The organism is uncultured Maribacter sp. (assembly GCF_963974015.1).
GTDB lineage: Bacteria > Bacteroidota > Bacteroidia > Flavobacteriales > Flavobacteriaceae > Maribacter.
Genome location: NZ_CAXBBZ010000023.1, coordinates 1 through 25,017, shown reverse-complemented (window position 1 = coordinate 25,017; position 25,017 = coordinate 1). Strand labels below are relative to the sequence as shown.

The 25,017-nt window shown below is 35.1% G+C and carries 15 protein-coding genes and 2 tRNA genes; 5 read left to right on the top strand and 12 right to left on the bottom strand.

Features of this window, described 5'->3' with window-relative positions; translation table 11 throughout:
- Positions 1-48: 48 nt before the first annotated feature.
- The 3 genes from pdhA to porV all read right to left on the bottom strand — a co-directional run bounded on the left by pdhA (position 49) and on the right by porV (position 3,001).
- Complete coding sequence (gene pdhA, locus AACZ41_RS16900; RefSeq protein WP_339629785.1) at positions 49-1,047, bottom strand: pyruvate dehydrogenase (acetyl-transferring) E1 component subunit alpha; 999 nt, start codon at positions 1,045-1,047, stop codon at positions 49-51.
- Positions 1,048-1,235: 188 nt separating this feature from the next.
- The gene (cdd, locus tag AACZ41_RS16895) at positions 1,236-1,724 is read right to left on the bottom strand and encodes a cytidine deaminase (RefSeq protein WP_339629784.1); all 489 of its coding nucleotides are present in this window, start codon (positions 1,722-1,724) and stop codon (positions 1,236-1,238) included.
- Between the two features lie 128 nt (positions 1,725-1,852).
- A complete protein-coding gene (porV, locus tag AACZ41_RS16890) occupies positions 1,853-3,001 on the bottom strand; it encodes a type IX secretion system outer membrane channel protein PorV (protein ID WP_339629783.1) in 1,149 nt (382 codons plus the stop codon).
- 438 nt (positions 3,002-3,439) lie between these two features.
- On the opposite strand from porV, the gene gldJ reads away from it, so the two are divergent.
- Together gldJ and murF are read left to right on the top strand one after the other, a co-directional pair.
- Positions 3,440-5,107, top strand: coding sequence for a gliding motility lipoprotein GldJ (gldJ, locus tag AACZ41_RS16885; RefSeq protein ID WP_339629782.1), 1,668 nt, complete (start codon positions 3,440-3,442; stop codon positions 5,105-5,107).
- 63 nt (positions 5,108-5,170) lie between these two features.
- Positions 5,171-6,448 carry a UDP-N-acetylmuramoyl-tripeptide--D-alanyl-D-alanine ligase gene (murF, locus tag AACZ41_RS16880; protein ID WP_339629781.1) on the top strand — a complete coding sequence of 426 codons (1,278 nt, stop codon included), beginning with the start codon at positions 5,171-5,173 and terminating at the stop codon, positions 6,446-6,448.
- 1 nt (position 6,449) lies between these two features.
- On the opposite strand, the gene AACZ41_RS16875 is transcribed toward murF, so the two are convergent.
- The 9 genes from AACZ41_RS16875 to nhaD all read right to left on the bottom strand — a co-directional run bounded on the left by AACZ41_RS16875 (position 6,450) and on the right by nhaD (position 16,968).
- Entirely contained in the window at positions 6,450-8,168 is a 1,719-nt protein-coding gene (locus tag AACZ41_RS16875; protein WP_339629780.1) for an efflux RND transporter periplasmic adaptor subunit, read from the bottom strand.
- On the bottom strand, positions 8,168-11,854 hold the full coding sequence (locus AACZ41_RS16870; protein ID WP_339629779.1) for an efflux RND transporter permease subunit: 3,687 nt from the start codon (positions 11,852-11,854) through the stop codon (positions 8,168-8,170). Before AACZ41_RS16870 ends, AACZ41_RS16875 begins: the two co-directional genes overlap by 1 nt.
- Before the next feature lie 154 nt (positions 11,855-12,008).
- Positions 12,009-12,083: transfer RNA gene (locus tag AACZ41_RS16865), tRNA-Val, on the bottom strand.
- 98 nt (positions 12,084-12,181) lie between these two features.
- Positions 12,182-12,256 (bottom strand) — tRNA-Val (locus tag AACZ41_RS16860).
- Positions 12,257-12,315: 59 nt separating this feature from the next.
- A complete protein-coding gene (locus AACZ41_RS16855) occupies positions 12,316-13,527 on the bottom strand; it encodes a folylpolyglutamate synthase/dihydrofolate synthase family protein (RefSeq protein WP_339629778.1) in 1,212 nt (403 codons plus the stop codon).
- Positions 13,524-14,459 carry an energy transducer TonB gene (locus tag AACZ41_RS16850; RefSeq protein WP_339629777.1) on the bottom strand — a complete coding sequence of 312 codons (936 nt, stop codon included), beginning with the start codon at positions 14,457-14,459 and terminating at the stop codon, positions 13,524-13,526. The genes AACZ41_RS16855 and AACZ41_RS16850 overlap by 4 nt, the downstream gene beginning before the upstream one ends.
- Positions 14,460-14,846 (bottom strand): biopolymer transporter ExbD, encoded by a 387-nt coding sequence (locus AACZ41_RS16845; protein ID WP_339629776.1) that lies wholly within the window; start codon positions 14,844-14,846, stop codon positions 14,460-14,462.
- Between the two features lie 9 nt (positions 14,847-14,855).
- A complete protein-coding gene (locus AACZ41_RS16840; RefSeq protein ID WP_339629775.1) occupies positions 14,856-15,545 on the bottom strand; it encodes a MotA/TolQ/ExbB proton channel family protein in 690 nt (229 codons plus the stop codon).
- A 52-nt stretch (positions 15,546-15,597) separates the two neighbouring features.
- Positions 15,598-16,968, bottom strand: a complete 1,371-nt coding sequence (nhaD, locus tag AACZ41_RS16835; protein WP_339629774.1) for a sodium:proton antiporter NhaD — start codon at positions 16,966-16,968, stop codon at positions 15,598-15,600.
- A gap of 336 nt (positions 16,969-17,304) precedes the next feature.
- Here nhaD and AACZ41_RS16830 point away from each other — a divergent pair, with 336 nt between their 5' ends.
- The 3 genes from AACZ41_RS16830 (at position 17,305) to AACZ41_RS16820 (ending at position 24,748) form a co-directional block, all read left to right on the top strand.
- Positions 17,305-18,444: an acyl-CoA dehydrogenase family protein gene (locus tag AACZ41_RS16830; protein ID WP_339629773.1), complete on the top strand. Its 1,140-nt coding sequence runs from the start codon at positions 17,305-17,307 to the stop codon at positions 18,442-18,444.
- A gap of 319 nt (positions 18,445-18,763) precedes the next feature.
- Positions 18,764-23,272: a glutamate synthase large subunit gene (gene gltB, locus AACZ41_RS16825; RefSeq protein ID WP_339629772.1), complete on the top strand. Its 4,509-nt coding sequence runs from the start codon at positions 18,764-18,766 to the stop codon at positions 23,270-23,272.
- Positions 23,273-23,281: 9 nt separating this feature from the next.
- Positions 23,282-24,748, top strand: coding sequence for a glutamate synthase subunit beta (locus AACZ41_RS16820; RefSeq protein ID WP_339629771.1), 1,467 nt, complete (start codon positions 23,282-23,284; stop codon positions 24,746-24,748).
- The last annotated feature ends 269 nt before the right edge of the window (positions 24,749-25,017 follow it).

Here is a 25,017-nt window from a genome sequence, read left to right as displayed (position 1 = left end):
TCCATGGTATCGCTTAAACGGGGCATATTTACTACTATAGCCATCTACTTAAAATTTATGTTGAACAAATGGAAAATCCTCTTGTTCGTAAACCATATCATACAATTGGTTCACTGGTGGATAATCTGATTCTTCTGCAAACTTCTCACACTCTTTAACCATTTCCTTGACATTTTTGTCAATTTCCTTGATTTCGGCATCCGTTGCGTATTTGTTTTCTTTTATAATATCCAAAACTTGAGTTATAGGATCTATCTTTTTATATTCTTCAACTTCATCCTTCGTTCTATAATGTTGTGCATCAGACATAGAATGACCTCTATACCTATACGTCTTCATTTCTAGAAAAGTTGGTCCGCCGCCACTTCTAGCTCTATCAATTGCCTTGCTCATTTCTTGCGCAACTGTAACGGGGTTCATACCATCAACAGGTCCACATGGCATTTCATAACCTAAGCCTAGTTTCCAAATTTCAGTTGAAAAAGAAGTTCTTGCTACAGAAGTTCCCATTGCATAACCATTATTTTCACAAATGAATACAACAGGTAGTTGCCATAACATGGCTAAATTAAATGTTTCATGCAAAGCACCTTGTCTAACGGCACCATCACCCATATAACATAAAGTAACAGCTTCTCTACCATGGTACTTATCACCAAATGCCATTCCTGCACCTAGTGGTATCTGACCTCCTACAATACCGTGCCCACCATGAAAGCGATGCTCTTTCGAAAAAATATGCATAGATCCTCCCATACCTTTGGAAGTACCAGTTACCTTACCATAAAGCTCAGCCATTACTCTTTTAGGATCTACACCCATACCTATTGGCTGTACGTGATTTCTATAAGCCGTTATCATACGGTCTTTAGTAAGATCCATTGCATGTAGGGCCCCTGCAAGAACTGCTTCTTGACCATTATACAAATGAAGAAATCCTCTTACCTTTTGCTGAATATATACAGCGGCCAATTTGTCCTCAAATTTTCTCCAAAACAGCATGTCGGCATACCATTTTAAATACGTTTCCTTGGTGATTTTTTTCATCAATTTTAACTAAAGGTTTTAATTCTATATAGATTCCAAAGGTTTGATTCACCTAGGTATCGCAGAAGAACAAAAATACACATATAAATGAATCGATAAAAATAATAGAAGCAAATCAATAAAGAAATTATATGCTTAACAAATAAGCCTTATAACGTGTTTATTCTCAACCTTTCATTTCATAAAAATCAATTTAAATAACTACTATTAAAACCCAACGGAAGCAAATCCGCCAAAGAACTACACTCTATAACACTACCTGTCTCACCCATTAACAGTATTCTTATCGACTCTTTTTGCCTAAATTCATATTCTGAAATTGACTGCCTACAGTTACCACAGGGCGCAGCTGGTTGATAAACCTCGTGATTTAATGATGCTGCAGAAATTGCAATCGCCTTTATTTTCATTCCTGGATATTTCGATCCAGCATAAAAAATAGCAACTCGTTCAGCACAGAGTCCAGATGGATATGATGCATTTTCTTGATTATTTCCCTCAATCACGACTCCATTATCCAACAATACAGAGGCGCCTACATAAAAATCAGAATATGGAGCATAAGCCCTTTTTCTTGCACTAACCGCTGCATTCATCAATGCTCTATCTTCTTTCTGTAATTCTTCTAGGTTATCATGTATAGTAATATCAAAACTTATACTCTTTTTAATAGCCATATGCATCTTTTTAATGTTAATCTACAAATTAATAATATAGTTCAATTTAAAAATTACGAACCGTAATATTAAGGCATAAAAAAACCTGCGTTGATGCAGGTTTTTTTATAATTGTAATCTTTAATAATTTAATCATTGTAAAATTCCTCACCTAGGTTAAAGGTAAGAGAAAACCTTAATGTATTCTCTAGTGGATTTCTAACTTGAGACGTTGAAAATAGATAAGACAAATCTATTTGAGCTGCCTTAAATTTAAATCCAGCGCCCAGCGTAAAGAATTTCCTAGAACCTTTTTCCTCGCTTTCATTAAAATAACCTGTTCTCAGCATGAACGCATCTTGATAAATATACTCTGCGCCTAATGCCCATGTAAATTCTTTTAATTCTTCACTGAAACCATCTGGCGCATCTGTAAAAGAATTGAATATACCACTGAAACCGCTTTCATTTTGATAAATATCATTATCCGCCGAATCAACATCACCATCATTATCAAAATCTTGTGGGGTAGGAACAAGGAGCTTATTAAATTCTGTTGTCAAGCCTATTACATTATCCTCATCTAAGATAAAATCGAAGCCACCACCAAAACTCAGTTTACTGGGTAAGAAATTTTCTTGTCCGCCAGCATCATATTGAATTTTACCTCCAATATTAGAAAGGTTAAAACCTGCTCTCCATCGACCATCAAAATTATTATACGCTATCTCATCAGACCTATAATACCCCGAAACATCAACAGCGAAAGTACTAGCTGCCTGTGAATCTTCAGAACCATTTTGAGGTAATTTTAAATTTGACCTTATATACCTTCCACCTACTGCCATTGAAAATGTAGGACTTAACTTAAGTGAATAAGAACCATCTAACGCCAACTCATTCGGCTTAGCTATGGTACCGGGATCATTTGCAAATTGTCTTAATTCAATTTCACCTAAAGTAAAATATCTAAGGCTCAATGCAAAAGCACTTTGGTCGTCTAATTTATTATAGAAACTGGCATTTAACAATGATATATCTGTTATAATACTTTCTAAATAAGGAGTATAACTTATACCTATACCCATTTTACGTTCTGCAAAAGCAAATTTAGCAGGGTTCCATTGCTGAGAAAAAGCATCTGTAGATGTTGCAACACCCATATCACCCATACCAGCAGACCTTGCATCGGCAGCGATCGTTAAAAACGGCACAGCCGTTGTAATTACACGTTGATTATCTTGAGCGACAACCTTACCAATTACAAGTACAAAGAAAATTATTGAAATTTTTCTCATTATAGAATAACTCTTTAAATTTTAAAAGGTGAAATATAGTGTTTACCTTATATCAACTTTAATATTTTACATGTAAACGTCCTTTTTCCCGTTATCTTACATTAATAATAGGTTTTTTATAAAAAAATTAGCTTAACCACAAGCCAATACCTTCCAATACATTTATTCGAACGAATACCGAAGTTAAAATTTTCAACTTAAAAGAAATCTTTAAAACCATACTATTTAATTTTTTTAACCGTTAACCTATTTAAGCGGACCTAAATTTATTGCTGGTTCGATTAGAGATGATTAAAATTATTTTGAATTGTAAAATAATCTCGCAAAAACACCGTTCTAATGAGCGAAAGTGACAAACAAATTAAAAGAAACATAGTATCATATCATTATAGCGACCAAACAACTATAGTATATGAAAATTGAACTCAAGTCCTAATTATGAAAAAACATTTAATAAAAGTTGTACTCTCATGCACTGTTATAGTAGGAGGTTTTACAGTTAATAGCTGTTCTAAATCTTCATCTTCAAAAAACACGTCTAGAGCTACAGGTTGGAAAATAAATGCCAAGGAAGGTGGTTTTCAATACAATACTGACTTTAAAGAGCAAGAGACTGCTCCAGGATTGGTGTTTGTTGAAGGCGGTACGTTTACCAAAGGTAAGGTACAAGATGATGTTATGCATGACTGGAACAACACACCTACATCTCAACATGTTCAATCTTTTTACATGGACGAGACTGAGGTTACCAACGTAATGTATTTAGAATACTTAGATTATCTTAAAAGTGTTTATCCTCCAGAAAATCCAAAGTATACGAATATTTATGTAGGTGCATTACCCGACACTTTAGTATGGAGAAATAGGTTGGGCTTCAATGAAACCATGACAAATAACTATTTAAGACACCCAGCATATGCAGAATATCCTGTAGTTGGTGTAAACTGGATCCAAGCTACTCAATTTGCCGAATGGAGAACCGACCGTGTAAATGAGGTGATGCTAGAAAGAGAAGGTTATTTATCTGAAGACGCAAAATACCAAGCGGCAACCGGAGAAGTACAAGGAACTTTTAGCACTGAAGCATACTTAAACAGACCAGAATCGGTTTATAACGGACAAATTGATTCTCTTCAAGGGAAAATGAAAAAAGATAGCACTTCTGCTTTCGCAAAAAGAAGTAGTGGAATTATTATGCCAGAATACAGACTTCCTACCGAAACAGAATGGGAGTATGCCGCTCAGGCCCAAGTAGGCCAAAGAGAGTACAATAACTACCGCGGTAGAAAAAAATATCCATGGGAAGGTGATTACACCAGAAACGGACAACGTGTTGGAAGAGGTGATCAATTAGCTAACTTTAAACAAGCCAAAGGTGATTACGGTGGAATTGCAGGTTGGTCTGATGATGGTGCTGATATAACAGCTGAGGTTATGTCATACAAGCCAAATGATTTAGGTCTTTATGATATGGCTGGTAACGTTGCTGAATGGACGGCTGATGTTTACCGACCAATAGTTGATGACGAAGTAAGTGATTTCAATTATTACAGAGGTAACATTTACATGAAAAGTGCCATAGGTGAGGATGGAAAAGTTAATATTCTTAGAGATTCTATAGTTTTTGACACCCTACCGAATGGAAAAGTTGTTGCCGTAAACTTACCAGGGGAAATAAAAATGGTTCCTGTAGATGAAGAAGAAACTTACTTAAGGACAAATTTCTCATCTAGCGACAATAGAGGCTATAGAGATGGTGACCCAGGTTCTTCTAGATTCTATGACAGATTCAGTGATGATGAAGAAGAAGATTCAAGTAAGAAGATGTACAATTCCCCTAAGCATTCAGTTGAAAGAGATTCTTTAGGAACCCTTATTAAAGGATACGATGTTTCAAACAACAGAACAACATTAATTAATGACGAAGTTAGAGTTTACAAGGGTGGCTCTTGGAGAGATAGAGCTTATTGGTTAGATCCAGCTCAAAGAAGATACCTACCACAGTATATGGCTACAGACTACATAGGCTTTAGATGTGCAATGTCTAGAGTTGGCTCAAAATCTAAAACCAAAAATAAAACTGTTAGAGGAAAAAAAGCTAAATAATTTTTCTACATACGAATTTAAAAAAGCCCTTTTCTTAAAGGGCTTTTTTTTATCTTCGATTTCATGAAAGTTCAAGACCTACATTCAATTTTTTTAGAATTTCCATCTGTTAATACAGATACTAGAAAAATTAAGAAAAACGATATTTTCTTCGCGTTAAAAGGTGACAATTTTAATGGAAATACGTTTACACAGCAAGCTCTAAACAATGGTGCTAGTTATGTTATAATCGACCAGAAAGAATACTACGTAAACGACAAAACTATTCTTGTCGATGACACTTTGGTCATGCTACAAAAACTAGCGAATTACCATCGTAATTTCTGCAGTGCAAAAGTGATAAGCCTAACCGGAAGCAATGGCAAGACCACTACAAAAGAATTAATAAATTCTGTACTTACAAGAAAATATAAAACAATTGCCACTGTTGGCAATTTAAACAACCACATTGGAGTTCCTTTAACCCTTTTGACCATATTACCCGACACCGAAATCGCCATCATTGAAATGGGCGCAAATCATCAAAAAGAAATACAGTTTTTATGTGAGATAGCGGAGCCCGATTTTGGCTATATTACCAACTTTGGTAAAGCGCATTTAGAGGGTTTTGGCGGTGTAGATGGTGTTATAAAAGGCAAGAGCGAATTATATGAATATCTCATAAAAAACAAAAAGTCAATTTTTTTAAATGCAGATGATTCAATTCAGTTAGAGAAACTGAAAAACTACACCAAAAAATATGGTTTTAGCTCGGTCAACCCAAAGTATTATAAAATTGAACTTGAAGAGGCCCAACCCTTTGTGATAATAAAAGTTGAGGACACCATCATAAAATCTAATCTGATCGGTGCGTATAATTTTCATAATTGCTGCGCCGCAATTATAATCGGGAAATATTTCAACGTCGAATTAAAAGAAATTAAAATTGCATTAGAAAAGTTTATTCCCGAAAATAATAGATCACAGATTATTCAAAAAAATGATCATTATATTATTTTAGACGCATACAATGCCAACCCATCAAGCATGAAAGTAGCTTTAGAAAATTTCAAATCACTAGAAAAAACTAATAAAGTTTTAATTTTAGGGGATATGTTCGAATTAGGAGAATCAGCCAAGGAAGAGCATCAAGCCATTACAGATTTGACGAAAACACTACAGTTTGAAAATATCCTGTTCGTAGGTGAAAACTTTTACCGCACACAAACCAGCTCTATTAAGTTGAAAAACTTTGAAGAATTAAAAGCTTATTTATCGCAAAATAATTTACAAGCCAATTCAACTATACTTATAAAAGGCTCAAGAGGCATGGCTCTTGAAAGGGTTCTAGATTGTCTCTAGCTTAATCTATAATTCTAACAACAGAACCACAGGTCAACATTTTATCCCCAAAATATGGATTCTTAATTGCTTTTTCCAAACTAAGCCAATCTGCTCCTGAATTATTATCTGCCATAGGACAATGTTGTACATAAATAGGCTTGTCATAACCATTCATTCGCGATGCTAAAAAGATAAAATTCTTAGACAGATTCTTGAACAACAATCTACAGCTTTCTACACTATTTTCCTTTTTTATATCGGCTAAAGACTTTAGAGCTTCTTCTAAATTTATCCTTAAATCATTATCTAAAGTATTAAATTTTATCAATTCAAGTTTCTTAGTTAGTTGTAAAACAAGTTCTATTGCATTTTTTAAATTTGCAGCAACCAGTTCATTTTTCAAATCAAAATATATATTTAATACACCTTTTAACTTCATATTTAATTCAGGCGAAACAAAATCTAAATCCTCTTGGTGAGAAATTTGTTTTTCAAGACCTAAGTCTTTTGTGTACATCATAGATCTTTTACCATTTAATTGCGCTGCTGCATCAATAGTAAATGCCCCATTAGTCACTACTTCATCTCCTAATTTCAACCCGTCTAAAACTACATAATTATCACCCATGGATGCACCCAATTGAACTTGAAGCATTTCGAAAACTGGCTCTAAGGCATTTGGTTTCTTATATACAACTGAACGCTCTCCTGTCCATAATACTGCACTTTTTGGCACCAAAATTAAACCTTCTTCCTTATTCTCAATACTAACAACACCCTCAATAAACATTCCTGGCTTCCATTTTCCATTCTTATTCTCTATATCAGCCCTAACAGAAACAATTCGCTTACCTCTATCCAAAACAGGTTCTATATAGGATATTTTTGCGGTTACCGTCTCTCCTTTAAATGCTTTGGAACTAATAACGATTTCTTGTCCGTTTTTTAAAAATGATAATTGATTTTCGTACGCTTGAAAAACTGCCCAAACCGAATATAATTTAGCAACTTTAAAAAGAGGATCACCCTGCTTGAAATAATTACCTTCTGACGCCAAAATTTCGATAACTGTTCCTGAAACATCAGCGAAAAGAGGAAAGTTTACGATTGGCTTTCCTGATTTTAACAAGTCATCAATTTGCTTATTGGTAAGCTTCCATAGCCCTAAGGTATTTCTGGCAGCGGCATATAATTTCTCATGGGTGTCTTTATAAGACGAAGAGGTTAATAGTTTATCTTGCGCTAAATATAATTCGGGGCTATATATAGTACCAATTCTTTGACCTTTCTTAATATATGCTCCAATAAAATTTACTTCTAACTTATCTAAACGACCATCGAACAATGTCGTTTGGGTTGCATTTGTCTTGTTATTTGTAGTTATTTCCCCAGATAGCAAAATTTGATTTCCTGCTGCATTAGCCCCTATAATACTAGTTTGAACATTTGCCAAGGCTATCGCCCTTTCACTCATTTTAAACTGATTCTTAATCGTTGTAGGATCGTCAGAACCGACCTTAACCAAATCCATGCCACATATTGGGCATATACCTTCTTTTTCCTGAAAAACACTTGGGTGCATTGAACATGTAAATGAAGGTTCCTGTGTATGTTGAGTATGTTCTGATGGTTCAGTTACACTATTCGAAGTATCAAATATGATATACCCTAATAACAAACCAAAAAGTAACACAACTAAGTAGATAACATATTTTATATACTTGCCCAGACTTCCCATTATAACAATTTCATTTTATTTAATTTTGATTCCTTCCAAGCACTGAACAACACAGGTACTATCAACAAAGTTACCAATGCCACCAACATGCCACCAAAACTAGGTATGGCCATTGGTATTAAAATATCTTTACCATGACCTTTAGCTGTTAAAACTGGTAATAATGCTAACAATGTAGTAGCAGTTGTCATTAAACACGGTTCTATTCTTTTCTTTCCTGCCGCTAATACAGCAGACCTTATTCCATCAACAGATGTTGGTTTAATTTCTTCGAAATTTTGTTTCAAATATGTTGCTATCACAACTCCGTCATCGGTCGCTATACCAAAAAGTGCTATAAAGCCTACCCAAACCGCAACACTCATATTTATTGTTTTCACATTAAAAACACGTCGCAAATCGTTTCCTAAAAAATTAAAATCGAGAAACCAATTCTGTCCATATAAAAATAGCATCATAAACCCACCTGAAAAAGCTACCGCCACTCCTGAAAATATCATAAATGAAATAGTCAAAGACCTAAATTGCATGTAAAGTATTAACAAAATAGCAATCAATACCAATGGAATAACGAAACTTAAGGTTTTCTCTGCGTGAACATTATTTTCGTATGTACCAGCGAATCTATAACTGACTCCTTTTGGCACTATTAACTCTCCTTTTTCAATTTTAGCATCAATTCTATCTTTAACTTCTTCAACCGTAGTCACTTCAGCATACCCCTCTTTTTTATCAAAAAGAACATGGCCGGTTAAAAATCCATCCTCACTTTTTATTATTTGTGGTCCTTTTTCAAAATCGACTTCGGCTACTTCAGATAGCGGTATAACACCGCCGACTTTTAAAGAAACTACTATTCCTTCTAAATCATTTGGATCCGCTCTCAAATCTCTAGGGTATCGTATAGTAACGTCATAACGCTCTCTTCCTTCAATGGTTTGTGTCAAAATCTTACCTCCCATCGCTGATTCTAAAACCTCTTGCAACACATCTATCGTCAAACCATATCTTGCTGCTTTCTCCCTATCAAAAGTGACATTTAAGTAGGGTTTAGCTACAATGCGGTCAGAAAAAACGGAAGTATCATCCACCGATTCAATTTCCTTTAGCTCTTTTTCAAGCTTATAACCAAATTTTTCGATAGAATTTAAGTCTGGTCCGAAAACCTTTATTCCCATAGAAGACCGCATCCCTGTTTGAAGCATTACCAACCTTGTCTCAATAGGCTGCAGTTTAGGAGCAGAAGTAACCCCAGGCAACTTAGTCACCGCAACAATCTCCTGCCAAATATCATCTGCACTTTTAATATGCGGTCGCCAATTTCTAAAATATTCACCATTAGAATCTGGTATCAAATTATCCTGTGTTACTACTGAACCAGAAGAAACTAACTCACCATTTTTTGTTTGAAACTGGCCATTATTTGAAGTTTTAAACAAAAGCGGTCTTCCATTTTTTCCTAATATATACTCAGGTTTGTAAATTATAACATTCTCAAACATAGATAAGGGCGCTGGATCTAATGCCGAATTCACACGACCTGCCTTACCTACCACCGTTTCAATTTCTGGCAAGCCTGAAACAGCCATATCTAGTTGTTGCAATATTTTTTTATTCTCAGAAATACCTGTATGTGCCGTTGAAGTAGGCATTAAAAGAAATGAACCTTCATTCAATTTTGGCATAAATTCTTTGCCAATATTTACATACATTAAAAGACCAACTATTAAGAAGAAAAATGGAATACTTAAGAATTTTAGTTTATTCGCCATTGCCCATAACAAAATGGACTCATAATATTTATGAAACACGTAGAGTATTCCTAAAATTGAGATACTCGCGATGAGCACAAAGAAAAAATCGGACAGAAAATTATTATCATAGCCTAAGGGCCTCCAATAATAGGTCAAGACAAAAAGAATCGAAGAAACTATCCAAATAAACCTTATCCTTATGAAATACTTATGTGGTAAAACTTGATACTGTTCCAATAGATTAAAAACCATCACACCTATTAAAATCACACCAACCCAAAAACCCCAAAACAAAAGTAAGATTCCAATAGCACCCAACAGATATGAACCCGCGCCTTTAAACTTAAATTTAACTTCAGATAAACTATACCATTTCGCAATTAATGGAGGAATAATAAATAACGATAAAAACATAGAAGCCAATAAAGCTAATGTTTTAGTGAAGGCAAGTGGCGTAAACAACCTACCCTCCTCACCCGTCAACACAAAAACTGGTATAAAACTTAGTATCGTTGTCAACCCTGCCGTTAGTATTGCTCCAGAAACCTCACTTACTCCCTCAACAACCAATTTGTCTATTGAACCTTCATTCTTGTTTTGCTCTAGTTTTCGTACAATGTTCTCAGATAAAATAATGCCCAAGTCAACCATTGTACCAATAGCAATTGCGATACCGGAAAGCGCAACAATATTTGCATCAACTCCGAATAATTTCATTGCTATAAAGACCATAAGGACAGCAACGGGCAATAATCCCGAAATTACAATCGATATTCTAAGATTACGAAGCATAACCAGAACTACTAAAATCGCAATTAATATTTCCAAATATAAAGCTGAACTTAGAGTACCGAGCGTGTTACTAATTAATTCAGTTCTATCATAAAAAGGAATAATGGTTAACTGTGATTTTGAACCATCTTTTAATTCTTTTGAAGGTAGACCTTTACTTATTTCAACTATCTTCTTCTTAACAGATTCGATAACTTTTTGGGGGTTAGAACCATACCTACTAACGACCACTCCACCAACTACTTCCGCGCCTTCCTTATCTAATATACCTCTGCGTTCTTTTGGCCCTAGCGAAACAACTGCAACATCCTTCACCTTTAAAGGAACAAAATCATTCACAACAACAACTGTATTTTCAATATCCCTTACTTCATTAACAAGTCCTAAGCCACGAATAAGATATTCAGCACTATTTATTTCAATTGTTTTCGCCCCAACGTTTCTATTTGTTTCCTTTACTGCTTTTATAACATCTTTTAATGAAATTTGGTACTGCCTCATGAGTTGAGGATTAACCTCAATCTGATATTCCTGTATATGCCCGCCAATAGACGCTACCTCGGCAACATCAGTAGCGGAGGCTAAGGCATTCTTAACATAGAAATCTTGAACCTTTCTTAGTTCGTGTAAATCCCATCCTCCTGTTACTTTTCCGTTTTCATCCCTACCCTCAATTGTATACCAAAAAAGTTGCCCTAAAGCAGTAGCATCTGGACCTAATTTAGGCTTTACGTTTTCTGGCAACAAATCAGAAGGCAAACTACTTAACTTTTCTGAAATTCGACTTCTCCCCCAATAAAAATCCACATCATCTTCAAATATGAGATAAATAGTAGAAAAACCAAACATGGATGAACTTCGTATAGATTTGACACCAGGAAGCCCTAACAAATTAGAAGTAAGAGGGTACGTTATCTGATCTTCAATATCTTGTGGTGATTGCCCTAGCCATTCCGCATAAACAATTTGCTGATTGTCTCCTAAATTAGGGATGGCATCAACAGCAACAGGATTTGAGCCTAATATCATATTGTCAAACTCAAAAGGCGTGCTAATTAAACCCCATAACAAAAACACCAATAACAATACAAATGCTATTAGTTTATTTTGAACTAGATTTTTAATTATTCTGTTTAGCATAATCTATCGATATCACCTATTAATTTAATACCACAAGCCTTTGATATTTAACGTTTGAAACACGTATAGATTGTAGAATGAAGGTAACTAATTATTATAAAAAAGCCATGTAGATATAACTTTCAAGAATCTAAAAATGTTAAAATAAATATTGTGGGATATACTGGATTCGAACCAGTGACCTCTGCCCTGTCAAGGCAGCGCTCTAAACCAACTGAGCTAATATCCCAATAAAACTAAGATAAGATAAAAGATGCTTTTTATCTATAACCAAAACATCTTAAAATTAAAAAAAGGCTCCCATTTACATGGAAGCCTTTTAACCTGTGGGCCCTACTGGATTCGAACCAGTGACCCCCTGCTTGTAAGGCAGGTGCTCTGAACCAACTGAGCTAAGAGCCCCAAAAGGAGTGCAAATATATAATAGTTTTACAATCTGCAAAAGAAAAATCAATAAAAAATCAAAGAACTTCTGCCACAACAAAATTACTTCCACCAACATAAATGAAATCGTTTTTAGAAGCTTGTTTTTTCGCTGCTTTAAAAGCCTTATTAACAGACTTATATGTTTCACCATTCAGATTAAACTGAACACAACGGTCTAATAATATTTTTTCATCAAGACCTCTAGAAATTTTAGGTTTGCAAAAATAATAGGTAGCATTTGATGGAAATAAGGGCAAAATTGCACTGATATCTTTATCTTTTACAAAGCCTATTACTACATGAAGCTTTTCATATTCTTGCTCTTGTAATTGATCCAATACAATTGCCAAACCTTCTTTATTATGTGCCGTATCACAAATTATAGTTGGTTTAGTTCCAATTTGCTGCCAACGACCCATTAAATGAGTGTTTTCAACCACCTTTTTTAATCCTTTAACAATATGTTTCTCTTCAATTTTAAAACTTACAAGCTCCCTTAAGGCAGCCAAAACCCCTTTGATGTTTTTTTGCTGATAAGACCCAAGCAATCCTATTTTATATGTAGAAAATGTTTTCTCTTGCGCAAAAACAATTTTAGCATTCAACGCGCTAGCGGTCTCCTTAAAAACAGGAGCTGTTTCCTCATTAAATTCACTAATCACTACAGGTATATTCCTTTTAATTATACCTGCCTTTTCATAAGCTATCTTCACGAGGGTATCCCCTAACATATCGGTATGATCAAACCCTATGTTCGTAATTAGACTTACTTCTGGTGTAATTATATTAGTAGAATCCAATCTACCCCCTAAACCTACCTCTATGACCGCTATATCAACATTTTCATTTGCAAAATATGAAAAAGCCATACCTACCGTCATTTCAAAAAAGGATAATTTATTTCTTTCGAAGAAGGATTTATTTTCATCAATAAAATCGACGACCCACTTTTTTTCTACTTTTTTTCCATTAACCCGAATACGCTCCCTAAAATCTTTTAAATGCGGTGAAGTATACAAACCAACCTTATAGCCGGCCTCTTGCAAAATAGACGCTAACATATGACTACTGGAACCTTTTCCATTGGTTCCTGCCACATGAATAGTCTTTATTTTTTTGTGTGGATTATTTAAATGGGCGGCTAACGAATTGATGCCATCCATCTTTGAATTAAAAGCGACTTTTCCTTTATTTTGATACATTGGAAGTTGTAAAAACATCCAATCTAGCGTTTGCTTATAGGTCACTCTCCTAGTTTGAAGTTTACAACGACAAAACCAACTTGTTGACTTGGCGCATTGCTATCTAAATTCCATTTATGCATAAATGCAGTTTTCTTTGCAGGCTCTAATAAACATGGATTATTATTGGTAGTACCTCTTACACCAGGAGTTGCACTGGTTACCCTTCCATTTCTATCTACCACAATTTTAACCACTACAATACCAGATTCATTACATTCTTGCTGTACTTTACCTTTATTGACCAAAGATCTTCCGTTTAACCCGTAGCCTCCTGTGCCGCTTCCAGATCCTGGACTACCATAATAGCTTGTTGCATATGGATCTCCATCTGGTTGACCTTTATCACCGGCCTTATTATCATCACCTTCACTGCCTGTAGCCGTTCCGTCAGATTTATTAAGACCGCCCATCATTTCGTCTAAACGTTTCTTTTTCGCTTCTTGCTCTTGCCTTGCTTTATCCTCGGCATCTTTCTTTTGTTGAGCGATTTTAGCTGCTTCTACCTTTTTCTTATTTTCCGCTTCTTCAGCCTTTTTTTTAGCATCGGCTGCAGCCTGATCAGCTTTTCGTTTTACTTCTTTTGCCTGCTTAATTTTTATAGCCTCTTCGCTTTCCTTTGTCAAAAGTTTTTCAGCTGGTGCCTCTTTCTCTACCGCCGCTTCCTCAACCTCTTCAGGCTCTTCAATAGCCTCTGCTACTTCTTGTTTTGTTGGTTCTATCGGTGGCGTATCTAAAGGCTCTGATTGAATTTTTTCTTTTGGTTGTACCTGACCACTTCCAAAATCAGTAGTGCCAAAATTAACAGAAATACCATTTTCTTCAGGAGGGTCCATATATGTAAGACCGATATAAAATAATACCAACAAAAGAGCACTTAGCAACAGTGTTGTAAGTGTTAATGAATTTTTCTTATGTTTAGTATCTAAAAATGCCATTTAATTGGGGCGCACTGCCAAAATAACTTTGTAATTATTTTTATTAGCGATATCCATAACATTAACAGCTTCTTTAATCGCTACACTCTCTTCTGCTCTTAGAATAATGGTAGGATTATCTTGACCTGCTAAAGCTTTCTTTAATTCAATTTCAATATACCCCCCATTAATTCTTTGATCGTTAACAAAGTATTGAAGATTCTTATCGATACTTACAGATACATTTTGAGTATTCGTAGACTTACCTTTTGCCTTTGGCAACAATAAATCCAATGCATTAGGTGAGTTAGCCGTTAACATGAAAAATACTAATAACAAGAATACAATATCTGTCATTGAAGACATGCTAAAGTCGGGACTGACTTTATTTCTTCCTTTTAATTTCATAGTCTAAAATTAAAGAGGTTCGTTTAATAAATCTAGAAAATCTACGGCATTAGCCTCCATCTTATGAATAACCTTATCGGTACGATTCACTAAATGATTATACCCTACATAAGCAATTATACCTACTATAAGTCCAGCAACTGTTGTTGTCATTGCAGTGTAAATACCTGATGCCAATGAACCCATTTCTGCCTGGCCACCACTACTTGCCATTTCATGAAAGGCAAGAATCATACCGATTACAGTTCCTAAGAACCCGATCATAGGAGCAGCACCAGCTACGGTCGCTAAAATACTTACGTTCTTCTCAAGCTTGTACACCTCAAGGGTTCCTGCATTTTCGATTGCCGTGTTGATATCATCAAGTGGCTTTCCTATACGAGAAATGCCTTTTTCGGTCAATCTAGCAACAGGAGAATCTGTCTGCGCGCAAAGTAACTTTGCCGCCTCTAATTTACCTGATGTTACATGATCCCGAATTTGGTTCATGAAATTCTTATCTATTTTCGATGCCGCATTAACTGCCAATAGACGTTCAAAGTATATATACAATGCAACACCCAACATTATGAAGAGCACAGAAATTATAATTACACTTCCCGTACCTCCATTAAAGATTAAATCTATAACCGAAAGGGTTTTCTCTTCTGACATTAATTCATCGCTCGCATTTTGAGCCAAATCCTGGAATAATAACATAATGTTCTTTAAGTATTGAATTTGCCTTTATAACGATGAATAGTGAATTAAATTATACGTTGAGCACAAAATCTCTCAACAAAATAAAAACAACCGCACCACTAATAAAACCTGCAAATGCTAGCCACGCAATCTTCTTAAGATACCAGAAAAAATCTATTTTTTCCATACCCATTGCAACAACTCCCGCAGCAGAACCTATAATTAGCATACTACCACCTGTCCCAGCAGAATAAGCGATAAAATGCCATAGCGGACTATCTAAAGGCTCACTGAACATACCCATACTAGCTGCAACTAATGGTACATTATCTATAACAGCAGATCCTAAACCGAACAGCAATACAACAATATCGGTATTAGGTATGGCTTCGTTAAGCGCTCCGGCAGCATTAAATAGTATACCTAAAGACTCCATAGCAGCAACACCTAGTAAAATACCTAAGAAAAACAAAATACTTGGTAATTCAATTTTAGATAAAGAATGGTGAACAGGACTATGATGCCCTTCGCTATCTTGCCCTTCTTGATCTATCGAAGAAATACTAAACTTCTTATTACTGTATATTTCGGCAAAAGTAGCTACAACTGCTAATGACAACATCATACCTACATAAGGAGGTAAATGAGTTATGGTTTTGAAAATTGGCACGAATAATATAGCTCCAAGCCCTAAATATAGCATAACACCGCTATATTTCGATTTTGATTTTTCATCATCCAATTCCCCATCCACTAAACCTTTAAATACTTTGAACCTACTTGCAATCATAACAGGAACAATCATACAAACCAATGAAGGTAGAAGTACATGGAGTACTAGCTGACCAGCACTCACCCTATTTGCAATCCACAACATTGTTGTTGTAACATCGCCAATTGGAGACCATGCACCGCCTGCATTTGCCGTAATAACAATTATACCCGCAAACCAAAGTTTTGTTTCTCTATCCTTAATGACCTTTTGAAGAATGGTTATCAACACAATAGTTGCTGTAAGGTTATCAATTATTGCCGATAGTATGAAAGCCAATATAGAAAACAACCAAAGTAATTTTCCTTTTTTCTTGGTTTTAATAAATCCTTTTATAGTGGCAAAACCATCGAAATAATCAATGATTTCAACTATAGTCATAGCACCTAATAAGAAAAATAATATTTCAGCCGTCTTACCCAAGTGATGCAAAAGCGATTCTTCCATCAAATGCATTCTCCCTTCATGATTTAACTTGTCAAAACCTTCTACAAGACCTTGTTTAGCAGTATCGAACCAATTGGTAAAACCATCTATATCCAATGCAATTAAAGCCCAAAGAATGGCCATCATGGCCAAAGCTGGAATAAGTTTATCTATTTTAAGGTTGTGTTCCAAGGTAATGGCAAGATATCCTGCCAAAAAAACAATAATAATGATGGTTTCCATTTTCGTTGGTTTATTTAATAACTACTAAAGTGTCAAATATAAGTTCAAATTCTAAAAAAATAAATCATCTAAAGATATTTAAAATTGCATGTGAATTCCTAATGATACGACAATAAAATCAAAGTTATCTGACATCCAAATACTTAAATCACCCAATATTATATTTAACAGGATTTTATTGAACCTATTTTAACGTTTAGCAAGACCACAAATACTCATTAAACATCGCAACAACAATTTAGAGTTCATTCAAAATATAACAAAAGTGAAGTTTTATGTTTACAATTTCACTGGTATATCTCTATCTTTGTTACCATAACCTTTTACACAAAGTACATGGATTTTTCATTAACTGAAGAACAAAAACTTATTCAACAAGCAGCACGTGATTTCGCACAAACAGAACTATTGCCAGAGGTAATTGAACGTGATGACGCTCAGCGTTTCCCAAAAGAACAAGTTGAAAAACTTGGTGAATTAGGTTTTCTAGGCATGATGGTCGACCTAAAATATGGCGGCAGCGGATTAGATACTCTATCCTATGTTCTAGCAATGGAAGAACTTTCTAAAATAGACGCCTCCACCTCAGTAGTCGTTTCAGTGAATAATTCATTGGTTTGTTGGGGAATAGAACAATATGGCAACGAAGAACAGAAAGAAAAATATCTGACAAAATTATCTACAGGTGAAATAATTGGTGCTTTTTGCCTTTCTGAACCTGAAGCCGGCAGCGACGCAACATCTCAAAAAACAACCGCGATTGATAAAGGTGACCATTATATTTTGAATGGAACTAAAAACTGGATTACCAACGGAAGTTCTGCAAGTGTTTATATTGTCATAGCACAAACCGATAAAGAAAAAAAACACCGAGGCATAAACGCACTTATTGTAGAACGAGGTGCCGAAGGTTTTGAAATTGGCCCAAAAGAAAATAAATTAGGCATTCGCGGTAGCGACACCCATTCTTTGATTTTCAACGATGTAAAAGTCCCTAAGGAGAATAGAATCGGTGAAGATGGATTCGGATTCAAATTTGCTATGAAAACTTTGGCCGGAGGCCGCATAGGCATTGCAGCACAAGCTTTAGGAATTGCAGCAGGTGCTTATGAATTGGCTTTGAAATATTCGCAGGAAAGAAAAGCTTTCGGTACTCAAATCAGCAATCACCAAGCCATAGCTTTTAAATTGGCAGATATGCACACTGAAATACAAGCTGCTCGATTATTAGTATATCAGGCAGCTATAGATAAAGACAACGGAAAAGATTATGACCTATCTGGTGCTATGGCAAAATTATACGCTTCTAAAGTGGCTATGGAAACTACGGTTGAAGCTGTTCAAATTCATGGAGGAAATGGATTCGTAAAAGATTATCATGTAGAACGTTTAATGCGTGATGCCAAAATAACCCAGATTTACGAAGGTACTTCAGAGATTCAAAAAATTGTTATTTCTAGAAGTATATTGAATTAATTACGGTAATCTTATCAATCACCCCTATCCATTATAGGGGTGATTTTAATTAATGGTTACTATTTTTTTGTTAAACACTTCATAAGTTAGGGTGAAATTGTTATAATGCTCAAATGAATCACCCACACCCCCTCATTTACTTCTAAATTTAAAACATTTTAACCTAAATTTATCAATCTGATAAATTGAACCATTCAAAAATTCGAAATTATCTATTTTTTAGCATTTTATTTAAATCGTTGAATTTTTTACTTGAATTACTACAAATCATTGAATATAATTCAATAAAATTGATATTTTTGAAGAAATACCACAAAAGATGACACTGAAGAAACAAGGATTATATCTACCAGAATTTGAACATGATAACTGTGGGGCTGGGTTTATTTGCAGTCTTAAAGGAAAAAAATCTAACGACATTATTCACAAGGCGTTAGAAATACTTGAACGTTTAGAACATAGAGGCGCTGTAAGTGCCGATGGTAAAACTGGAGATGGAGCCGGTATTTTAATAGATATTCCCCATCATTTCTTTCAAGCTGTTTGTAGTTTTGAATTACCTAAAGTTGGAGATTATGCCGTTGGTAATATTTTCTTTCCTAGAAAAGCAAATCAGCGTGATTTTTGTATTTCGGTATTTGAAGAAAACATAAAAAAACAAGGGTTAAAATTATTGGGTTGGAGAGATGTTCCTGTAAACCGCTCGGTTCCAGGTAGAATTGCTGCAGAAACCGAACCTTTTGTAAAACAAATATTCGTTGCCAAAGAAAACTCTGAGCAAGATTATTTTGAATTCAACCTAAAACTCTTTATTGCAAGAAAGGTTACCGAGCACACGATAATAAAATCAAAATTATCTGAAAGCAAGTTTTTCTATGTTCCTAGCTTATCTACAAAAATAATCATCTTCAAAGGCTTACTAATGCCTTTAGACATAAGCCTTTATTATTCAGATTTAATGGATTCTAGAGTTGTTACAAGGTTGGCATTGGTACACCAACGATTCTCAACAAATACATTCCCTACTTGGGACTTGGCACAACCCTTTAGATACATGTGTCATAATGGGGAAATAAATACATTGAGAGGAAATGTTTCACGTATGTTCTCTAGAGAAGAATTGTTAGAGAACAATATGTTCGGTGATGAAATAAAAAACATATTACCAATTATACTACCTGGAAAATCAGATTCTGCAACAATGGATATGGTGGTAGAGTTATTATTAATGACAGGTAGATCTTTACCTGAAGTCATGATGATTTTGGTTCCTGAAGCTTGGGAAAAAAATGCAGAAATGTCAGAAGCTAAAAGAGCTTTCTACGAATATCATTCATGCATGATGGAACCATGGGACGGGCCAGCATCTATACCTTTCACAGACGGAAATTTTATTGGAGCTGTTTTGGATAGAAACGGACTTAGACCTTCAAGATTTACAGTTACAAAAGATGATTACGTAGTTATGTCTTCAGAAACAGGGGTGGTTGACATTACCCCTGAGAATGTAGAATTTCACGGAAGATTGCAACCAGGAAAAATGTTCTTGGTTAATATGGAAGAGGGTAGAATTATTAACGATGAAGAAATAAAGGAGAAAATTGCAAAACAGCACCCTTACAGTAAATGGTTAAAAGATAATCTGGTTCATTTAAAGGATATACCATATAATGACTGCCCGTTATTTCTTGGCGAGGAGACATTAGAAAAAAGAAAATCTGTTTTTGGATATACACTTGAGGATATAAACACCATTGTACTTCCAATGGCGAAAGCAGGAAAAGAACCAATTGGATCTATGGGATCAGATACGCCTATTGCTGTATTATCACAAAGACCCCAATTAATTTATAATTACTTCAAACAACTATTTGCACAAGTAACCAACCCACCATTAGATGGTATTCGTGAAGAATTGATTACCGATATTAGTTTAACACTAGGTAGTGATCATAATATTTTTGAATTTTCAGAATTTCATTGTAGAAAATTGAAAATCCAAAATCCGGTCATCTCAAAGGAAGATTTAGATAAAATTAAAAATTACGATGTAAGTCCAGATTATAAGGTGGTTTCTATTGCAATCTTATACTCCATCAAGCAAGGCCATAATGGATTAGAAGATGCATTGCAATCTGTTTTAGACCAAGCATCGAAAGCTGTTGATGAAGGTGCTAATATTATCATATTATCAGATAGGAGTATTAATGAAGAAATGGCGCCAATTCCTGCACTTCTTGCATGCTCTTTTGTAAATAGTGGTTTACAAAAACTTGGTAAACGTTCAAAATTGAGTGTCATTATTGAATCTGCAGAACCTAGAGAGGTACATCATTTTGCTCTTCTATTTGGATTTGGAGCAAGTGCAATAAATCCTTATTTGGTAAATGAAATAATTGCTGAACAGATTGAAGAACACGATATCACAGATATTACCTTTGATGAGGCGATTAAAAACTATAATAAGGCAGTTGGCAAGGGTATTTTAAAAGTGATGAATAAGATTGGTATTTCTACACTTAACTCTTACCGTGGATCTCAACTTTTTGAATGTATTGGAATAAATACCAAAGTTGTAGAAAAATACTTCCCGAATACACCTACACGTATACAAGGCATAGGACTATATCAAATAGAAAAGGAAATTGCACTTCGTCATCATAAGACATTTAGCAAAAAAGAAATAGCGGGTAATTTAGATTTAGAAATTGGTGGTGAATATAGATGGAGAAGGGATGGAGAAAAACATATGTTCAATCCTGTATCAATTGCGAAACTTCAAAAAGCGGTTCGAAATAACGAACCTGGTACATATAAGGAGTACTCAAAATTAGTTAATGAGCAGTCTCATAATTTAATGACCATAAGAGGCCTTTTTGAATTCTCTAACTACGACCCAATACCATTAGAAGAAGTTGAACCTTGGACCGAAATTGTAAAAAGGTTTAAAACCGGTGCAATGTCTTATGGATCTATTAGTAAAGAAGCACATGAAAACTTGGCTATAGCCATGAATAGAATTGGCGGAAAAAGTAATTCTGGCGAAGGTGGAGAAGATGAAAATAGATTCTATAAAAACTCAACTGGAGATTGGAGAAATAGTGCCATTAAACAAGTTGCCTCTGGTAGATTTGGTGTGACCTCAAATTATTTGACCAATGCAAAAGAAATACAAATAAAAATGGCCCAGGGAGCAAAACCAGGAGAAGGTGGCCAATTACCTGGACCAAAAGTAAACCCTGAAATTGCTAAGACCCGTAATTCCACTCCTTATGTTGGATTGATTTCGCCACCGCCCCATCACGATATTTATTCTATTGAAGATTTATCTCAGCTTATTTACGATTTAAAATCAGCAAATAGAAAAGCGAGAATAAATGTAAAATTAGTCTCCGAAGTTGGTGTTGGTACAGTAGCTGCAGGTGTAGCAAAAGCAAAAGCTGATGTTATCCTGGTTTCTGGCTTTGATGGAGGCACAGGTGCTTCACCTTTAACTTCATTAAAACATGCTGGTCTACCTTGGGAACTTGGTATTGCAGAAGCACAACAAACCTTGGTACTTAATGATTTAAGAAATAGAATAGTATTAGAATGTGACGGCCAATTAAAAACAGGAAGAGATGTTGCCATAGCTTGTCTTTTAGGGGCTGAAGAATTTGGCTTTGCAACGGCTCCATTAGTAGCTTCAGGCTGTATAATGATGCGAGTATGTCATCTCAACACATGCCCAGTAGGTATTGCAACTCAGAATCCAGAACTTAGAAAGAAATTTAAAGGAAAGCCAGAGCACGTTGTCAACTACATGTATTTTGTAGCACAAGAATTACGTGAAATAATGGCCCAATTAGGATTTAGAACTATTAATGAAATGGTAGGTCAAGTTCAAAAATTAGATCGTAAAAAAGCTATTGACCATTACAAGTCTGCCGGTATTGACCTAACACCTATCCTACATCAAGTTGATGTGCCAAAAGGAACAAAATTTTATAATACAGAAAAACAAAAGCATGATGTTTTTAAATCTATTGAGTTTGATATCATCGCAAAAGCTAATCCTTCGCTATTTAGAAAAGAAAAACTAACGTTAGATTACCCAATTTGCAACACTGATCGTTCCGTTGGTGCAATAATCAGCAATGAAATTTCAAAAACTTACGGTGCAGAAGGCTTACCTATTAATACGCTAAGGCTTAATTTTACGGGATCTGCAGGTCAAAGTTTCGGTGCTTTTGCTACAAGAGGACTTACCATGGTAGTTAATGGAAACACAAATGACTATTTAGGAAAAGGACTATCAGGAGCAAAACTTGTTATTAAAGTTCCAGAAAAATCAACGATAATTCCTGAGGACAATGTTATCACTGGTAACGTTACTCTTTATGGAGCCACAGCAGGTAGAGCCTACATAAATGGAAAAGCTGGTGAACGATTCTGCGTACGTAATTCAGGCGCAAAAGCTGTCGTGGAAGGAATCGGCGATCATGGTTGCGAGTATATGACGGGTGGTGTTGCTGTTATTTTAGGTGAAGTTGGAAGAAACTTTGGAGCAGGAATGAGTGGTGGTATCGCCTTTGTTCTTGACAACAATAACACTTTCAAAAAACGCTGTAGTCTTGAAGGATTAAACCTTTTAGAAGTTACCGAGGATAACGATATTAAACAATTAAAAGATTTAATCGAAAGTCACTATAGCTCAACCTCTAGTCCGTTAGCACAACGTATTTTAGAGAATTGGGAATCTTATTTACCCAAATTCATTAAGGTTTTACCTGAAGAATACAGGCAGGCTTTAATCAGATTAGAAGAAGAAAATTTACAAACTATTTAAAATCGGAATATGGGAAAGATAACAGGATTTTTGGAATTCGATAGAAAAATTGAAAATTATAAACCGGTTGAAGAGCGCTTAAAAAATTATAAAGAATTTACCGTACCGATGCCTGAGAAAGAGCTGAAAGACCAAGGCGCACGTTGTATGGATTGTGGAATTCCATTTTGCCATAGTGGTTGTCCATTAGGTAATTTAATCCCTGATTTTAATGATGCGGTTTACCGTGGTAAATGGGAAAAAGCAAGTGAAATATTACACTCAACGAATAATTTTCCAGAATTTACAGGTAGATTATGCCCAGCACCTTGTGAAGAAGCATGTGTATTAGGAATAAATGAAGATCCAGTAACTATTGAGAATATTGAAAAAAATATTGTTGAAACGGCTTTCTCTAAAGGATGGATAACTGCAAACCCACCAACATCTAGAACCGGTAAAAAAATTGCAGTTATAGGTTCAGGACCTGCAGGCCTTGCCACAGCTCAACAATTAAACAGAGCAGGACATTTAGTAACCGTTTTTGAACGTGATGAAAAACCAGGTGGATTAATGCGCTATGGTATTCCTGATTTTAAAATGGAAAAAAGTGTAATCGATAGGCGATTAGATGTACTTAAAGAAGAAGGCATTATCTTTTCTTGCGGAGTTCATATCGGAGTAGACATTAAAGCCAATGCTTTAAAAGAGGACTTTGATGCTATTGTTTTAACAGGAGGGGCGACTATAAGAAGAAATCTACCCATTGAAGGTTCAGACTTAAAAGGCGTGGTTCAAGCCATGGATTTTTTAGGTCAAAATAATAGACGTGTTGATGGCATAAAGGATTTAGGTGAAGAAATAAAAGCAACCGATAAAGATGTCATCGTTATAGGTGGCGGAGATACTGGTTCAGATTGTATTGGTACTTCTTTTAGACATGGAGCAAAATCAGTTTCTAATTTCGAAATAATGCCTATGGGTACTGTTGATAGACCTGAAGGTCAACCTTGGCCATTTTGGCCCATGAGATTGCGAACAAGTTCTTCTCATAAAGAAGGAGCTGAACGATTTTTTAGTATTTCAACCAAAAAATTTATTGGCGATGCTTCTGGAAATTTAAAAGGATTAATTACCTCAGAAGTAGAATGGATTAAAACTCCAGGGCAGCGTCCACAATTAAAAGAAGTAGAAGGGACTGAGAAAGAATGGAAATGCGATTTAGCATTATTAGCTTTAGGTTTTACCGGTTCGGAAGAAACAATAGCACAACAACTTGGTTTAGAAATGGATTCTAGAACAAATATTAAAGCATCGGATAATGATTATAAAACAAATGTATCAGGTGTATTTGTTGCGGGAGACCAAAGAAGAGGTCAATCATTAATTGTTTGGGCTATCTCTGAAGGAAGACAAGCCGCACACCATGTTGATAAATATTTAATGGGCGAATCTTCACTTCCTTTAAAAGGGGAAGGGGACTTGCCTAGAGTTTAATTAAATACTTTTATCATATAAAAGCTCTCAACTTTAATAGTTGAGAGCTTTTTATGTATTTGTATATTACAATTCGTCTTTTTTCAGTTATTTCTTTAATAATTAATTAGCAATCTAGAGCTTAAACAGACAAGTGAACTCTTCTTAATATATGAATCACATTTACATTATATGTGTATCTCAATTGATATATTTTAGTCGATAACAATGTTAAAATGTAAAGTTGCACACTATAACACTTAAAAGTAAACACAAGCCTATTGTTTTTA

Coding starts and splice junctions, on each gene's coding strand:
- pdhA (WP_339629785.1), bottom strand. CDS start 1,047: ATGAAAAAAATCACCAAGGAAACGTATTTAAAATGGTATGCCGACATG.
- cdd (WP_339629784.1), bottom strand. CDS start 1,724: ATGGCTATTAAAAAGAGTATAAGTTTTGATATTACTATACATGATAAC.
- porV (WP_339629783.1), bottom strand. CDS start 3,001: ATGAGAAAAATTTCAATAATTTTCTTTGTACTTGTAATTGGTAAGGTT.
- gldJ (WP_339629782.1), top strand. CDS start 3,440: ATGAAAAAACATTTAATAAAAGTTGTACTCTCATGCACTGTTATAGTA.
- murF (WP_339629781.1), top strand. CDS start 5,171: ATGAAAGTTCAAGACCTACATTCAATTTTTTTAGAATTTCCATCTGTT.
- AACZ41_RS16875 (WP_339629780.1), bottom strand. CDS start 8,168: ATGGGAAGTCTGGGCAAGTATATAAAATATGTTATCTACTTAGTTGTG.
- AACZ41_RS16870 (WP_339629779.1), bottom strand. CDS start 11,854: ATGCTAAACAGAATAATTAAAAATCTAGTTCAAAATAAACTAATAGCA.
- AACZ41_RS16850 (WP_339629777.1), bottom strand. CDS start 14,459: ATGGCATTTTTAGATACTAAACATAAGAAAAATTCATTAACACTTACA.
- AACZ41_RS16845 (WP_339629776.1), bottom strand. CDS start 14,846: ATGAAATTAAAAGGAAGAAATAAAGTCAGTCCCGACTTTAGCATGTCT.
- AACZ41_RS16840 (WP_339629775.1), bottom strand. CDS start 15,545: ATGTTATTATTCCAGGATTTGGCTCAAAATGCGAGCGATGAATTAATG.
- nhaD (WP_339629774.1), bottom strand. CDS start 16,968: ATGGAAACCATCATTATTATTGTTTTTTTGGCAGGATATCTTGCCATT.
- AACZ41_RS16830 (WP_339629773.1), top strand. CDS start 17,305: ATGGATTTTTCATTAACTGAAGAACAAAAACTTATTCAACAAGCAGCA.
- gltB (WP_339629772.1), top strand. CDS start 18,764: ATGACACTGAAGAAACAAGGATTATATCTACCAGAATTTGAACATGAT.
- AACZ41_RS16820 (WP_339629771.1), top strand. CDS start 23,282: ATGGGAAAGATAACAGGATTTTTGGAATTCGATAGAAAAATTGAAAAT.